This window comes from Nannocystis sp. RBIL2 (assembly GCF_026626745.1).
In the GTDB taxonomy this organism is placed as follows: Bacteria; Myxococcota_A; Polyangia; order Nannocystales; family Nannocystaceae; genus Nannocystis.
Genome location: NZ_JAPNJW010000002.1, coordinates 2,301,345 through 2,315,249, shown reverse-complemented (window position 1 = coordinate 2,315,249; position 13,905 = coordinate 2,301,345). Strand labels below are relative to the sequence as shown.

General features: G+C 73.3%; 13 protein-coding genes. 7 read left to right on the top strand and 6 right to left on the bottom strand.

What is annotated here, in order from left to right:
- Positions 1–69: 69 nt before the first annotated feature.
- Positions 70–1,791 carry a protein kinase gene (locus OV090_RS34300; protein ID WP_267708905.1) on the top strand — a complete coding sequence of 574 codons (1,722 nt, stop codon included), beginning with the start codon at positions 70–72 and terminating at the stop codon, positions 1,789–1,791.
- A 346-nt stretch (positions 1,792–2,137) separates the two neighbouring features.
- Positions 2,138–2,632, top strand: coding sequence for a Spy/CpxP family protein refolding chaperone (locus tag OV090_RS34295; protein ID WP_267708904.1), 495 nt, complete (start codon positions 2,138–2,140; stop codon positions 2,630–2,632).
- A gap of 213 nt (positions 2,633–2,845) precedes the next feature.
- Here the strand turns inward: OV090_RS34295 and OV090_RS34290 are convergent, their stop codons facing one another.
- The 4 genes from OV090_RS34290 to OV090_RS34275 are packed head-to-tail and all read right to left on the bottom strand — an operon-like array spanning position 2,846 to position 6,205.
- Entirely contained in the window at positions 2,846–3,388 is a 543-nt protein-coding gene (locus tag OV090_RS34290; RefSeq protein WP_267708903.1) for a hypothetical protein, read from the bottom strand.
- Positions 3,389–3,403: 15 nt separating this feature from the next.
- Entirely contained in the window at positions 3,404–4,051 is a 648-nt protein-coding gene (gene pyrE / locus OV090_RS34285; RefSeq protein WP_267708902.1) for an orotate phosphoribosyltransferase, read from the bottom strand.
- A gap of 7 nt (positions 4,052–4,058) precedes the next feature.
- Entirely contained in the window at positions 4,059–5,477 is a 1,419-nt protein-coding gene (locus OV090_RS34280; RefSeq protein ID WP_267708901.1) for an ATP-binding protein, read from the bottom strand.
- Positions 5,474–6,205: a response regulator transcription factor gene (locus tag OV090_RS34275; RefSeq protein ID WP_267708900.1), complete on the bottom strand. Its 732-nt coding sequence runs from the start codon at positions 6,203–6,205 to the stop codon at positions 5,474–5,476. The genes OV090_RS34280 and OV090_RS34275 overlap by 4 nt, the downstream gene beginning before the upstream one ends.
- A 154-nt stretch (positions 6,206–6,359) precedes the next feature.
- On the opposite strand from OV090_RS34275, the gene OV090_RS34270 reads away from it, so the two are divergent.
- The 4 genes from OV090_RS34270 to OV090_RS34255 are packed head-to-tail and all read left to right on the top strand — an operon-like array spanning position 6,360 to position 10,284.
- Positions 6,360–6,587, top strand: a complete 228-nt coding sequence (locus OV090_RS34270; protein WP_267708899.1) for a hypothetical protein — start codon at positions 6,360–6,362, stop codon at positions 6,585–6,587.
- Positions 6,588–6,640: 53 nt separating this feature from the next.
- Positions 6,641–9,070 carry a zinc-ribbon domain-containing protein gene (locus OV090_RS34265; protein WP_267708898.1) on the top strand — a complete coding sequence of 810 codons (2,430 nt, stop codon included), beginning with the start codon at positions 6,641–6,643 and terminating at the stop codon, positions 9,068–9,070.
- 49 nt (positions 9,071–9,119) lie between these two features.
- Positions 9,120–9,419, top strand: a complete 300-nt coding sequence (locus tag OV090_RS34260) for a zf-TFIIB domain-containing protein (protein ID WP_267708897.1) — start codon at positions 9,120–9,122, stop codon at positions 9,417–9,419.
- Positions 9,420–9,432: 13 nt separating this feature from the next.
- Positions 9,433–10,284 carry a LysR family transcriptional regulator gene (locus OV090_RS34255; protein WP_267708896.1) on the top strand — a complete coding sequence of 284 codons (852 nt, stop codon included), beginning with the start codon at positions 9,433–9,435 and terminating at the stop codon, positions 10,282–10,284.
- A gap of 102 nt (positions 10,285–10,386) precedes the next feature.
- On the opposite strand, the gene OV090_RS34250 is transcribed toward OV090_RS34255, so the two are convergent.
- Entirely contained in the window at positions 10,387–11,358 is a 972-nt protein-coding gene (locus OV090_RS34250) for a 2-oxoglutarate and iron-dependent oxygenase domain-containing protein (RefSeq protein WP_267708895.1), read from the bottom strand.
- A gap of 43 nt (positions 11,359–11,401) precedes the next feature.
- Positions 11,402–12,628, bottom strand: a complete 1,227-nt coding sequence (locus OV090_RS34245) for a nucleoside transporter C-terminal domain-containing protein (RefSeq protein ID WP_267708894.1) — start codon at positions 12,626–12,628, stop codon at positions 11,402–11,404.
- Positions 12,629–12,757: 129 nt separating this feature from the next.
- Between OV090_RS34245 and OV090_RS34240 the strand changes: the two genes are divergently transcribed.
- The gene (locus tag OV090_RS34240) at positions 12,758–13,348 is read left to right on the top strand and encodes a thymidine kinase (RefSeq protein WP_267708893.1); all 591 of its coding nucleotides are present in this window, start codon (positions 12,758–12,760) and stop codon (positions 13,346–13,348) included.
- The last annotated feature ends 557 nt before the right edge of the window (positions 13,349–13,905 follow it).

Genomic DNA, 13,905 nt, shown 5'->3' with positions numbered 1-13,905 from the left:
CCGCTCATGGTTGTACCGGCAAGTCCCTCCGACACCAGGCCCAAGCCGCGTCGGCCACGCAGCTGGACAATGCACTCGATCCCGATCGACGAGGATCCGCTGCCGGAGACCCTCGGCGGGCCGATCGGCCCCGGAGGCAAGCCGTCCGAGGTCGAGGTGCTGGGCGACCTGCGCGGCCACGTGCTGGCCGGGCGCTACGTGCTGACCGAGCTGCTCGGATCCGGCGACCTCGGCTGCGTGTACTCCGGCCGCGACCAGGCCAGCAACCAGCAGGTCGTGGTCAAGGTGCTGGCGGCGCCTGAGCAGCGCGAGGTGGTGGCGCGCATCGCCGAGCGGGCCCGCCGTCGCCTCGGGGTGCGTCAATCGTGCGTCGCCGCGGTGCTCGCCGAGGGCACCATGGGCGGCCTGTGGTACGCCGTGATGGAGCACGCGGAGGGCAAGAACCTCTACCACGCCGACGGCGACCCACGCTTCGAGGGCGCGGGCCTGCTCAAGCTGGCGGCCGAGCTGGCGGAGGGCCTGGCCACGCTGCACGCGCTCGGGGCCCCGCACGGGGCGATTTCGCCGGGCAACCTGGTGTGGAGCCAGGCCGGGGTGAAGCTCGTCGACCTCGACGTGCAGGCGCCGAGTCACCTGTCCGGAGGGGCAGAGCCGGTCGCGTCGACCGACGTGTCGATGCTGGCGTCGGTGCTGCTCGAGGTGGCCGGGGTGCGCGAGGACGAGGCGCCGTGGATCGCCCCGATCGCGCGGGTGGTCCGCGGCGAGGCGCGGCCGAGCGCGGCCGAGTGGGCGCAACAGCTGCGCAACGCCGAGATCGACGCGCTCAAGCCGGGCGTCGCCGACGCCGCCAAGCACGCCGAGGGCGCCATCGACTCGGCGTGGGACCAGGTGTTCGAGAGCGCCGACCTGCCGTACCGGCCGTCGGCGAAGGGCAAGGTGACGATCGACACCGGCCTGCACCGCATCGAGCCGCCGCCGCAGCTCGCGGTGCTGTCGTACGAGGTCGAGGTCGAGCCCGAGCCGCCGCCCGAGGCCCAGGACGACGAGCCGTCGCCGGAGGGGCTGTCGGCGACGTCGCTCACCTCGCTGACTGCGCTGGTCGAGGAGCTCGAGCCCGAGGTCGCCGCGACGCCGCTCAAGCCGAGCAGGCCCGAAGCCAAGGCCGCGAGCAAGCACGAGAAGGCCGAGGCCAAGCCGGCGAGCAAGCAAGACAAGGCCGAGACCAGGGCCGCGAGCAAGCCCGACAGCAGGCCGGCCAAGGCCGCGAGCCGGCCCGCCACCAAGCCGCCGATGCGCCCGCCCACCGCGCCGCCGATGGCCGCGTCGCCGCTCTCGCCGGTCGCGGCCGCGAGCGAGTCGATGCCCGCGGCGGCCACGAGCGAGCCGCGGTCGTTCCCGGTCGCCTCGCAGCTGCTCACCAGCGGGTCGGCCCAGCCCGAGGCCCCGGCCGACGACGACGACGTGGTGATCGTCGAGACGGCCGGAGAGGCGATCGACGACGTCGCGCCCGGCAACGGCGGCGCCGACCAGCTGAGCGCGGGGGACTTCCGCAAGGTTTTGCTGCGCACCAACCGCTCGCCGCGGGTCCGCCAGTGCTACGACGAGCACGGCCCCGGCGACGTCGAGGTGGTCGCGCTGGTCGGTCGCGGCGGCAAGGTGCTCAAGCTGCGCATGGCCCCTGGCCCGCTGTCCGACTGCCTGCGCAAGGTGGTGCTCAAGCTCGAGTTCCCCCGCGCGGCCCGCCAGGCCCAGCACAACTACGTGTTCCACCCGCCGAACCAGGCGGAGTGATTCGCCTGTCCGGAGGGACAGGCCGTGACGGGAGCGGGTCGCCTGTCTGAACGGACAGGCGACGATGCATGACGCACGGATACGGCGCCGCTGTCGCATGCGTTCGTGGCGCCCGGCGCTGGGGCTGCGCTCGGCGAGAGCCTTGTCGAGCAGGTGCGCGCGGAGCGGTCGCGCGTCGCGTGCAGTCGCTCAGCGAGCTCGGCCGTGTAGAGGACGGAGCGGCCGCGACGGGCGCGGGCGCGCGGTGGTTACGGTCGCTTTACGCCTCCTTGGCCGTCGCTTTGCGAGCGGGGGCGCATAGCCGCGGCCGGGGGGCGTCGAAAGGGCCGTGACGAAAGGAACCACGATGCTGACCACGATTTCCAAGCTGGTGATGACGACTGTGTTCGGGCTGACCGTGTTCGCGGCGGGCGACGCCGAGGCGGGCAAGCACCACGGCGACCGCGGCGACCGTGGGGCGAAGATGTGCGAGAAGCTCGAATGCACCGACGCGCAGAAGACTCAGCTGACGCAGATCCGCGCCAGCCACAAGCCGACGCTCCACGCCGAGCGCGCCGCCATCCGTGACCTCGAGCAGCAGATCGCCGCCGAGTACGCCAAGCCCTCGTTCGACGCGGCCAAGGTCAAGGGCCTGCGCGAGCAGCTCGCGGCCCACGAGACGGTCGCCAAGAGCGAGCGCGAGGCGATGAAGACCAAGATCGACGCGGTCCTGACCCCGGCGCAGCGCACCAAGCTGGCCGAGTTCAAGGCCAAGCACAAGGACGGCAAGGGCAAGGGCCACCACCGCGGCGGCCCGCGTGACGGCCGCGGCGACCGCAAGGGCCGCGCGCTCGGGGTGTGAAGCGCGGCGAGTGGCGGCCGCGCGACGGCCGACCACCGCGAGTCACCGCACCCGGCTCCCATCTGCCGGGTCCGCGGTGAAGCGCGACGAGCCGGCGCTGCGATGCCTGCGCGACTGCGGCGCTCAGGCGTCGGTCACGGCGCTGCGATGCCTGCGCGACTGCGGCGCTCAGGCGTCGGTCACGGCGCTGCGATGCCTGCGCGACTGCGGCGCTCAGGCGTCGGGGACCCGCGCGCCGGTCACTGCGTAGGTGGTGCGGCAGTCGATGCGGCCGTCGGGGAGCTCGCCGAGGAGGCGATGGGCGAGCTCCCCGCGCAGGCCGCCGGCCTCGGTGAACTCGCCGTCGAAGCGGGCGTACATGCCGACCGTGAACAGGCCGATCGCCAGGCCCGAGATGCCGCCGAGGACGAAGCTGCGGTCGCGGCCCACCGCGCCGGACAGCGACCACGGCAGCGACGTGACCTCGGGCTCGAAGGTGAGCCAGCCGTCGACGTGCTCGACCCGCGCGGGGCCGTTGATGCCGATCAGCTGGGCCGAGCCGCCGGCGCACAGGTCGACGCCCATGCGCGGCGGGCAGTCGCACTCGAGCACCTGGGCGGCGGTGACGTAGCGGCCGGCGAGCGCCTCGCCGCGGCCGTCGCCGCCGGCCTCGGACAGCGCGATCAGCAGGTCGGGGTCGAGCGGGTCGGCCTGCCCTTCAGGACATGCGCCGAGGGACAGGGCGCAAAGGACAGCCAGAAGCCCGCGGCGGCGCACGGCGTCACCGTAGCACTACGCGCCGTGCTCGGCGAGGTAGCCCTCGATCGCGCGCAGGCGCGCGTCGTCGATCACGCGCGGGTGGAGGTAGGCGGCGATCTCGCGGATGGTGACGATGGCCCGCACGGGCGCGCCCAGCTCGCTCTGCAGCTCTTGCAGGGTGCTGACGGTCCCGCGGCCGCGCTCCATGCGGTCGACCGCGACCACGACCCCGGCGACGGTCACCGCCGCGGCCTTGCGCAGCAGGTCGGCGGCCTCGTGGATCGACTTGCCGGACGTGATCACGTCGTCGACGATGACCACGCGGGCGCCGTCCCACGGGGCGGTGCCGACGAACACGCCGCCCTCGCCGTGGTCCTTGGCCTCCTTGCGGTCGAAGCAGAACGCCACGTCGCTGCCGGCCCGTGCCTGCGCGATCGCGGTCGCCACCGCCAGCGGCACGCCCTTGTACGACGGCCCGAACAGCAGGTCGCAGGCGAGGCCCTCGCGCTGCAGGCACTCGGCGTAGGCCTCGCCGAGGCCGGCGATCGCGGCCCCGGTGCGCAGCTGGCCGGCGTTGATGAAGTAGGGCGAGCGGCGCCCCGACTTCAGCGTGAAGTCGCCGAAGCGGAGCACCTCGTGGCGCACGAGGAGATCGATGAAGCGCTGCTTGTAGCTGTCCACGCGGCGCCTATAGCACGGGCGCGGGCGGGCCAGCGAGCGGCAAGCGGACGACCAGCCGCGCGCCGGGGCCCTGTTCGCGGCTCTCGGCCGCGATCGTGCCGCCGTGGGCCCGTGCGATCTGCGCGCACAAGTAGAGCCCGAGGCCGGCGCCGCCGTGGTCGCGCGCGCGGGCGTCGTCGAGGCGGTAGAACGCCTCGAACACGCGGGCCCGCTCGGCCGGCGGGATGCCCGGGCCCTCGTCCTCGACCGCGATCGTGACGTCCGTCGCCGCGCCGCTGGCCGTGATCCACACATGTCCTTGAGGACAGGCCCGGCGGGCGTTGCTCAGCAGGTTGGTGAACAGCCGGTCGAGCAGCAGCGGGTCGCCGGTCAGCGACAGCCCGGGCGGCGTGACCTCGAGCTCGGCGGCGAACGGCGCGCCGAGGCGGCCGAGGAACGGCGCCAGGTCGATCGGCGTGCGCTGCACCGGCGAGGCGTGCGGGCCCGACAGCTCGAGCCGGCCCGAGGTCAGCAGGTCTTGCACGAGCGTGGCCAGCTCGCCGAGGTCCTGCTCGAGCTCGACCGCGCCCTTGCGGATCCGCGCGCTCGCGGGGTGATCGGGCAGGGTCTCGGCGCGCTCGGTCAGCAGCTCGGCGAGCACCCGCAGGCGGGCGATCGGGGTCTTGAGCTCGTGCGAGACGTTGGTCAGCAGCGAGCGCTGGCCGCGGATCAGCTCCCCGAGCTGATAGGCCATGTCGTTCATCTCCTGGCCGAGGCGATCGATCTCGTCGCCGCGCGGGTCGACCTGCACGCGGTGACCGAGCTCGCCGCGGGCGATCCGGGCCGCGCCGTCCTCGAGCAGCGCGAGCCGCCGCGTCAGCGAGCGCGCCAGCAGCCACGCCGAGGCGCCGAGCAGGCCGACGAGGCCGACCACGCCGAGCACCAGGGTGCGCATGCGCCGGCTGGCGTGGTCGCCGGTGTCGGCGATCAGGATCGCCCGGTCGCCGATCGGGAACGCCAGCTGCGGCTCGCCTGACTTCTCGCGCAGCATCACCGGCGCGCCGCGCTCGAGCCGGCTGCGCTGGCGCGGCCTGAGCGGCCGCAGCGGCGGGGTGGCGGGGTCGCCGGCCAGGTGCGCGCCGTCGGGGCTGCGCACGGCCACCCGCAGCTCGAGCGCGCCCGCCAGCGCCCCGGCCGCGGCCTCGAGGTCGCCCTCACCGGCCAGCGCCGCCAGCAGCGCCGGCTTGTGGGCCTCGACCACGGCGTCGGCGGCCTCGACCCACCCGGCGTCGTGGCGCTCGGCGGTGGCGAACAGGACGATCGAGGCCAGCGTCACGAACGCCAGCACGGCGGCGAAGAAGGTGAAGAACACGCGCCCGAACAGGCCGCGGCGCCAGCGGGGCTGCGCCGGCGGGCGGGCGCGCGGGGCCGGGGCCGGATCGCTCACGCGGCGCCCTCGGGCGAGTCGTCGAGGACGTAGCCGACGCCGCGGACGGTGCGGATGAGGCCTGCGGCGCGCGCGTCGGCGGCGGCGAGGGTGCCGCGGATCTTGCTGAGCTGGACGTCGATGCTGCGGTCGACCGAGGGGTCGTAGGCGCCGGGCGGCTGACCCCTCAGCGCGCGCAGACGTTGGTACAGCTGCTCGCGCGAGAGCACCTGGCCGCGGGCCTCGAGCAGCAGCCAGAGGAGGTCGAACTGGTGCGCGGTCAGGTCGCAGACGGCGCCGGCGACCTCGATCCGGCGGCGGGCGCGGTCGACGACCAGCGGCCCGCAGCGCAGCGTGCTCGTGGGGCCCTCCGGCGACGGCACCGCCCGCCGCAGCACCGCCCGGATCCGGGCCACCAGCTCGCGCGGGCTGTAGGGCTTGGGCAGGTAGTCGTCGGCGCCGAGCTCGAGGCCGAGGATGCGGTCGATCTCCTCGCTGCGCGCCGACAGCATGATGACCGGCAGCGCCGAGCGCTGACGCAGGCGCCGGCAGACCTCGAGGCCGTCGAGGCGCGGGAGCATGAGATCGAGCAGGATCACGTCGAATTCGCCGCTGAGGGCGCGGGTGAGCCCGGTTTCGCCGTCGCCGGCGATCTCGACCGCGAGCTCGTGGCCCTGGAGGTATTCCGCGGTGCGCTCGGCCAGGCGGACATCGTCTTCGATCAGGAGCACCTTCGCCGGGGTTTGCATGGTTCCCCTTCGTGGGGTGGGAGCGGGTGGTGGGGGAGCGGGGGAGCGCAAGCCGGCCGGAAGCCGCGTGGCGCCGGTGGCTCGGGGGTGAACGCGGGTGCCGGGGCGCGTGCCGTGGTTGACACGACAGCGGGCCCAGAGTACCCCATGAGCCATGCAGTACCACTGCTCCCGCTGCCACTACGTGCTCACGGCGCCCGCCGGGACTGACGGCGACGGCGGCGAGCTCCAGTGTCCGCGGTGCAAGGCCGAGGCGGGGCTCGAGGCGCAGCACGCCCCGCCGCTGCCGATGAAGCTGTTCGCGGTGTTCCTGGGGCTGTCCCTCGTCGCGGTCGTCGCCTCGCTGGTGATGTCGGTGGCCCCGGGTTCGGGCGCGGGCTGACAGGTGTCCGCCCCCTTCTGCTTTGTGCTATGGTGCCGCCAGCGAGCTAGCCCTTGATTATCCGTTGCACGAAATGCAGCACCGAGTTCGACCTGGACCCGAGCCAGGTCGGTCCCGAGGGCGTGACGCTGCGTTGCTCGGTCTGCAGTCACATGTTCCACGCGGAGCCGGAGCCGGAGCCCGAGCTCGGCGGCGGCCCGTGGCGCATGGCGACGGTCGAGAAGCACCTGTTCGAGCTGCCCACGCTGCGCGAGATCGTCGAGCAGGTCGAAGACGGCCGCCTGCGCCCTGACGACCAGATCTCCCACACCGGTCAGTTTTGGATCAAGCTCGGCGAGATCCCGGAGTTCTCGCCGCTGTTCATCGGCAAAGAGGGCCTCTCGCGGATGTTCCGCGCGATCGAGGCGCCCTCGGCGATGGAGCTCGGTCCGCCGCCGACGTTCGGCACCGGCGTCGACGAGCCGGCGCCGATCCGCCGCGAAGAGACGCACCGCTTCGACCTCGGCGGCGAGCTGCCCGAGCCCGCGCTGTCGCTGCTCGACGACGACGGCCCGCTGCCGGCGCCGCCGCAGTTCGACACGCCGTCGCCGCCGCCGCGCACCTCTCGCTCGCAGCGGCGCACCGGCAACGTGTCGTCGATGCTCGACGCGGTCACCAAGGCGGTCAGCAGCGACAGCCTGCCGCGCGTCGAGGACGAGGACGACAGCCCGCGCGGCGACACGCGCGAGCGCAGCCAGCCGATCCTCGTGTCCGACCTGGCCCGGCGCGCGGCCCAGAGCGTGGCCGCGGCGGTGCAGCGCGTCGAGGGCCAGCGGGCCACCGAACGCGCCGCGCGCGAGAAGTCGCGCTCGAGCTCCGAGTCGTCGCGGCCCGGACCTGAACTTTCGGCCAGGCTCGGCGAGCGCTCGGCGGAGTTCGACGTCTCGGAGCGCCGCCCGGTGCGCGAGAGCGGCGAGCGCTCGGCCACCTCGGCGGCGGTCAGCGCCGCGGTCGCCGGCGCGGCCATCTCGGTGCCGCCGACGTCGCCGCTCGGCTCGAACCCCGGGCTCGAGCCGTCGCACCCGGCCACCGCCTCGCTCACCGCCCCCGAGGGCCCGCGCGCGCCCGACGTCGTCATCGTCAAGGTCGAGGGCCCGCAGAAGGGCGCGGCCGGGGTCTACGCGCTCGCCGGCGTGCTGGTCGCGCTCGGCATCGTGTTCGGCATCCCCGGCATCCGCGAGCGCGTGCTGAACCTCGGCGGCGACGCGCCGGTGGCCGTCAAGGGCGAGGTCAAGCCGCCGGTGCAAGAACCGAGCGAGTTCGCCGCGGCCCGCAACGCCATGCGCACGCTCGGCCTGGCGAAGACGAAGCAGGCCATCACCGACCTCGAGCGCGTCGTCGACGACCCCGAGCGCGACCCGGCGGTGGTCGCCGCCGCCAAGCTGACGCAGGCCGAGGTCATGCTGCTGCGCGTGCTGTCGGCCCAGATCGCGATCATGCTCGAGCCGAGCAACCGCGACCTGCCGCAGGCCGTCGACGCCGACCTGGCCGACGCGAGCGCGCTGGTCGAGGCCGCGAGCGCCAGCGCCGACGCCATCCAGGCGGCGCGCGTGCAGGCGCTGCTGGCCCTGGCGCAGGCCAAGCTCGACGCTCCGCCCGAGGGCGCCGCGCCCGAGCTGCGCGTGCTGGTCCTCGGCGCCCCGCTGTGGCGCGAACCCACCGCGCCGATCCCCAGCGGCCTCATCACCTCGCTGCAGGGCGTGCCCAACCCGTCGGCGCTCCACCAGTCGCTGCTCGCGCTGGCATTGTGGCGCGGCGGCGACGACGAGGGCGCGCGCAAGGTGCTCGACGGCGTGCTCGGCCGCGTCGGCGACATGCAGGCCGCGGTCGCCCTGCGGGCCGCGCTCGACCGCAGCGCCGCCGAGAAGGGCGAGACCCTGCCGCCGCCGCCCGAGCCGCCGCCGGAGCCCACGCCGGCCGACCCGACCGGCTCGGGGGCGCCGCCCGAAGACCCGATCCTGCCGGCGGGCGACCCCGGCTCGCGCGCGCCGTCGGTGCGCCCCACGCCGTCGCCCGAGAACGAGGCCACCGGCACGCTCATCACCACCGGCTGCGAGAAGGTCCGCGGCGGCGACCCCGACGGCGGCATCAAGCTCCTGCTGCAGGCCCACGACAAGCTCGGCGGCTCGAAGAACCTCGATCTGTGCCTGTGCCTCGGGACAGGTTTCCTGGCCAAGAACACCCACGACTCCGCGCTCTCGTGGTTCAAGCGCGCGGTCGGCCAGGCGCCCGCCAACCGCGAGGCCATCGCCGGGGCCGCCCGTGCGGCCGAGCTGGCCGGCAAGCACGGCGTCGCAGTCGAGTACTACCGCAAGCTCGTCGAGGTCGAGCCGGGCAACCAGACGGCCCGCAACTACCTCGCCAAGCACGACAGCGCCGGCAAGAACCCCCCGCCGCCCGAGGATCCGGGGGACCTCTTGCCGGTCGGGAAGAAGTCGCCCTGAGCGGTCGCCGCGGCTGCTCAACTCAACTTCGGGGCCCGGGGAGGGCGTGATGAGCAGCGGAACTCTCAGCGAACAGGAACAGAAGCTGCGCGAGGACCTCGCGCGCCGGCGCGAGGCCGTCCAGATCCGTCAGTCTCAGTTCTCGTCCGACGAGCGCGAGGAGCAGCGCCGGCTGCACTGGATGCGCTGTCCCAAGTGCGGCAGCGAGCTGGTCGAGGTGCAGTTCCGGGCCGTCAAGGTCGACAAGTGCTTCTCGTGCAACGGCGTGTTCCTCGACGACGGGGAGCTCGAGCAGCTGACCGGAAAGCCAGGTTGGTTCGACAGCATGCTGCGGTTCTTCAAGGGCTGAGCCGCCGCGGTCGATGCTGGGCTCGCTCGACGACCTGCGCTACCTCGAGGCCTTCGAGCGCCTCGGCTCGGCCACCGCCGCCGGTCGCGACCTCGGCGTCGCCGCCTCCACCGTGTACCGCCGGATCGCCGCGCTCGAGCAGGCCGTCGGCTTCGCCTGCCTCGAGCGCACCCGCGGGATCACGGCGGCCGGCCGCGAGCTGGCCGCGCTCGCGCGCACCACCGGCGCCAGCCTGGCAGGCATCGCCCGCCGCGCCCGCGACCGCCGCGAGGAGGTGCGCGGCACGATCACCGTCACCACCATCGACGGATTCGGTCCGCTGCTGGTCGCGCCGATCGCCGCGCTCGCGGCCGCCTTCCCGCTGCTGCGGGTCGACGTGCACATCTCCGACGCCGGCCTCAGCGTGCGCAAGGGCCAGGCCGAGATCGGCCTCGGCCTGCTGGCAGACCCGCCGAACACCCTGGTCGGGCGCAAGCTGTTCCCGGTCCACTTCGGCGTGTTCGGCACGCGGGCGCTCGCGGCCGAGCCGGAGCACGCGCGCTGGCTGGTGCTCGGCGCCCCGCTGCACACGACCTGGCTCGGCCAGTGGGAGCGCGAGCACGTGCCGCGCGACCGGATCGCCTTCGCCACCCCGTCGCGGCGCCTGCTCGTCGACCTGACCGCCGCCGGCGTCGGCCTCAACCTCATGCCCGCGCGCCTGGCCGCCGAGCACCCCGAGCTGGTCGAGCTCAAGCAGTTCCGCGCCGCCACCGCCGCGCTGACCCGGCCCGCGTGGATCTTGACCCACCCCGACCTGCGCAAGGACGCCCGCGTGTCGGCGGTGATGAAGACGCTGGCGAGGCACCTGGCGCAGCCCGAGGGCTGAGCCCCACGACGCGGCGACGCCCAGAAGCTGCCCCATCGGACATGTCCCGGGCGTCATGTCGCGCGAGACATGCCCCATCGGACATGTCCCCGGCGCCAGGCCTCACTTCTGCGACGGCAGCAGCCCGATCTCGATCAGCCGCTGCGTCAGGTACTGATCGGCGGTGATCGGCTCGGGGTAGTGGTTCGGGTTGTCGGGCGTGACGCACGACGCCAGCGACTCGATCGAGAACTCCGAGTTGGGGTGGAGGAAGAACGGGATCGAGTAGCGCGGCACCTCGGCGTAGGGCGAAGGCGGGTTGACCACGCGGTGGGTGGTCGAGCGCAGCACGTCGTTGGTGAGGCGCTGCAGCATGTCGCCGACGTTGACCACGATCGCCTCGGGGATCGTCGTCACCGGCACCCACTGGCCGGCGCGGCTCAGCACCTCGAGGCCGGGCTCGCCGGAGCCGATGAGCAGGGTGATGAGGTTGATGTCCTCGTGCTGGCCGGAGCGGACGCTGCCGGGGTCGCCGCGGCCGGGCGCGAGCGGCGGGTAGTGGATCGGGCGCAGGATCGAGTTGCCGTGGTCGGTCTTGTCCTCGAAGTAGCGCTCGTCGAGGTCGAGGCCGAGGGCGACCGCGCGGAGGACCCGGTCGCCGAGCGCCTCGAGCTGCTGGTAGAGCGCCCAGGTCGCCTCGCGGAAGCCGGGGATCTCGGTCGGCCAGATGTTGGGCGGGTAGTGGGTCGTCCACGCCGCGCCGGGCACGTGCTCGCGGCCGACGTGCCAGAACTCCTTGAGGTCGACCGCCGGGCTGTCCTTGGCGTGCTCGACCCCGAACGGGGTGTAGCCGCGGGCGCCGCCCTTGCCGACCCGGTAGGCCAGCTTCTGCTCCGGCGGCAGCTCGAAGAACGCCTTGATCACGCGGTACGCGTCGGCGATGACCGCGTCGGGGATGCCGTGGTGGGACACCGCGACGAACCCGATCTCGCGGTAGGCGTGGTTGAGCTCGCGGACGAACCCGGCCCGCTCGCGCGGGTCGTCCGAGCGGTCGAAGCGGCGGATGTCGAGGATCGGTACCAGTTCGGTGGACATGTCTTTTGGTTCCTGACCTGAAAACCAGCTCGAATCGCGGGGCTCAGAGCAGCGCGCCCGCGACGCAGGCGGTGGAGAAGTTGGCGAGCGTGGCGGCGACCAGCGCCAGCAGGCCGAGGCGGGCGATGTCCGGCTTGCGCTCCGGCACCAGCGCCCCGAGCCCGCCGATCTGGATGCCGATGCTCGACAGGTTGGCGAACCCGCACACGGCGAAGGTCGCGATCGCCACGGTGCGCGGGTCGAGGCCGCCGGCGGCCGCGTGGAGCTGCTGGAACGCGACGATCTCGTTGACCGCCATGCGCGTGCCGAGCACCCCGCCGACGGTGGTCGCCTCGGCCCACGGGATGCCCATCAGCGCGGCGATCGGCGCGAAGCCCCAGCCGAGGACGCGCTCGATCGACAGCGGCGCGCCGAACAGCGGGACGAGGCCGACGATCGCGTTGAGCAGCGACACCAGGGCGACGAACGAGATCAGCATCGCGCCGACGTTGGCGGCCAGGCGCAGGCCGTCGCTCGTGCCGCTGGCGGCGGCCTCGAGGATGTTGCGGTTGTTCTCGACCGGCGCGTCGCGGACCATCCCCGCGGTCTCGGGCGTGCCGGTCTCGGGCACCACCAGCTTGGCGAACACCAGCGAGATCGGCGCGGTCATCGCCATCGCGGTGAGGAGGTGCTCGATCCTCACCCCGCCGAACAGCACGTAGGCGCCGAGGATCGCCCCCGACACCGACGCCATGCCGGCGACGATCACCGTGAACAGCTCCGACTCGGTCAGCTTGCTGAGGAACGGCCGGATCGTCAGCGGCGCCTCGGTCTGGCCCATGAAGATGCTGGCGGCGATGCACAGCGACTCGGCCCCGCTGGCGCCGAACACGTGGACCATCGCCCGCGCCAGCACGCGGACGATCAATTGCATCACCCCGAGGTAGTAGAGCACGGCGAACAGCGCCGCCACGAACACGATCGTCGGCAGCACCTGGAACGCGAAGATCATGCCGATGCCGGTGGCGCCGCCACCGGGCTGTCCGAGCGGGCCGAACAGGAAGCCCGAGCCGACGAACGCGTGGTCGAGCACCGCCTGCACCGCCTTGGCCGCGTGGGCCAGGCCCTCGCCCCCCTGCGGCAGCTTGAGCAGCAGGAGGCCGATGATCCACTGCAGCACCACGCCCCACAGCACCACCCGCAGCGACACCGCCTTGCGATCGCGGCTGAGGGCGTAGCCGACGCCGAGCAGGACGACGAAGCCGACGACGCTGATGAGCTGGAGGGGCATCCGCCGCGCACTTTAGCAGCCCGCCCCAGGCGCGTGGAGGGTGGTACCGACATTTCGCGGGGCGCCGCGATCGCCGGCCGCGGCGGCTTTACAGGCCGCGGCTCCGCGAGGCACCATCCCGGCGCCCGCATGGCCAAGCTCTACTTCCGTCACGGCACCATGGACAGCGCCAAGACCCTGAACTTGCTGGCGGTGGCCCACAACTACCGCAGCCAGGGCAAGCGGGTGCTCCTCTTGAAGCCGCGGATCGACGACCGCTTCGGCGCCGGCGCGATCGCCTCCCGCGCCGGCCTGCACGCCGAGGCCGACCTCCTGCTCGACCGGGACAGCGTCCTCGACCCCGCGCAGTTCGTCGGCGTCGACTGCGTCCTCGTCGACGAGGCCCAGTTCCTGTCGGCGCGGCTCATCGAGCAGCTGCGCGTGCTGACCCAGGGCGGCCCCCCGGTCATCTGCTACGGCCTGCGCACCGACTTCCGCACCGAGCTGTTCGAGGGCTCGCGGCGCCTGCTCGAGCTGGCCGACTCCATCGAAGAAGTGAAGGTCACCTGCCAGTTCTGCAACCGCAAGGCGATCTTCAACCTCCGCCACGGCGGCGGCGAGGCGGTCACCGAGGGCGAGCAGATCCAGCTCGGCGGGGCCGAGAGCTACGCGCCGGCCTGCTTCACCTGCTATCAGGCCCGCACCTCGCTGTTCCCGCCGCTGCCGCCCCGCAGAGCCTAGGGCCGCGGGTCATCCGGCCCGCGCCTCGCCGGCCACGGCACCCAAGCCGCGCTCGGGGCATTCGCCGGGCCGTCGGCACCTGCGAATGCCGTCGCAAACGTCGCTTGCGCCAGCGCTTCGCCTCGCGGGCCTCTGCACGGAGACGCCTCCGAAGCGGCGCGGGACCCGAACTCCGCTGCGCTCGCGAGGCCCTGCGTAACGGCGATCACACGCTGATACGAACGCCTGGGGTCTTCGGGGAGCACCTGGTCCTCGGGACAGCCCCCAACAATCGCAGCACATCGCCGCGGATCGCGTAAGTCGGCTTCCGGGGCCGATCTCCGCCCCCCCGCGGCCTTCGCGGCTGCACTGAACGAACGTTCAAATCGCGGCCGGCGCAGACCCTGCACTCACAAGTTTGTATGTGAAATTTCAACGCGCTCCCCAGATCGTTACGGCCGCGACATCGGCGTCCGCGTCACCCGCGTGGCGAGAGAATGTCGCCACATCGTCTCCGATTTTTCTCCTGGAGCCTCGGCCCGGCGCCGGCGGGCCGCGTGTAGGATGACTTCCCGAGA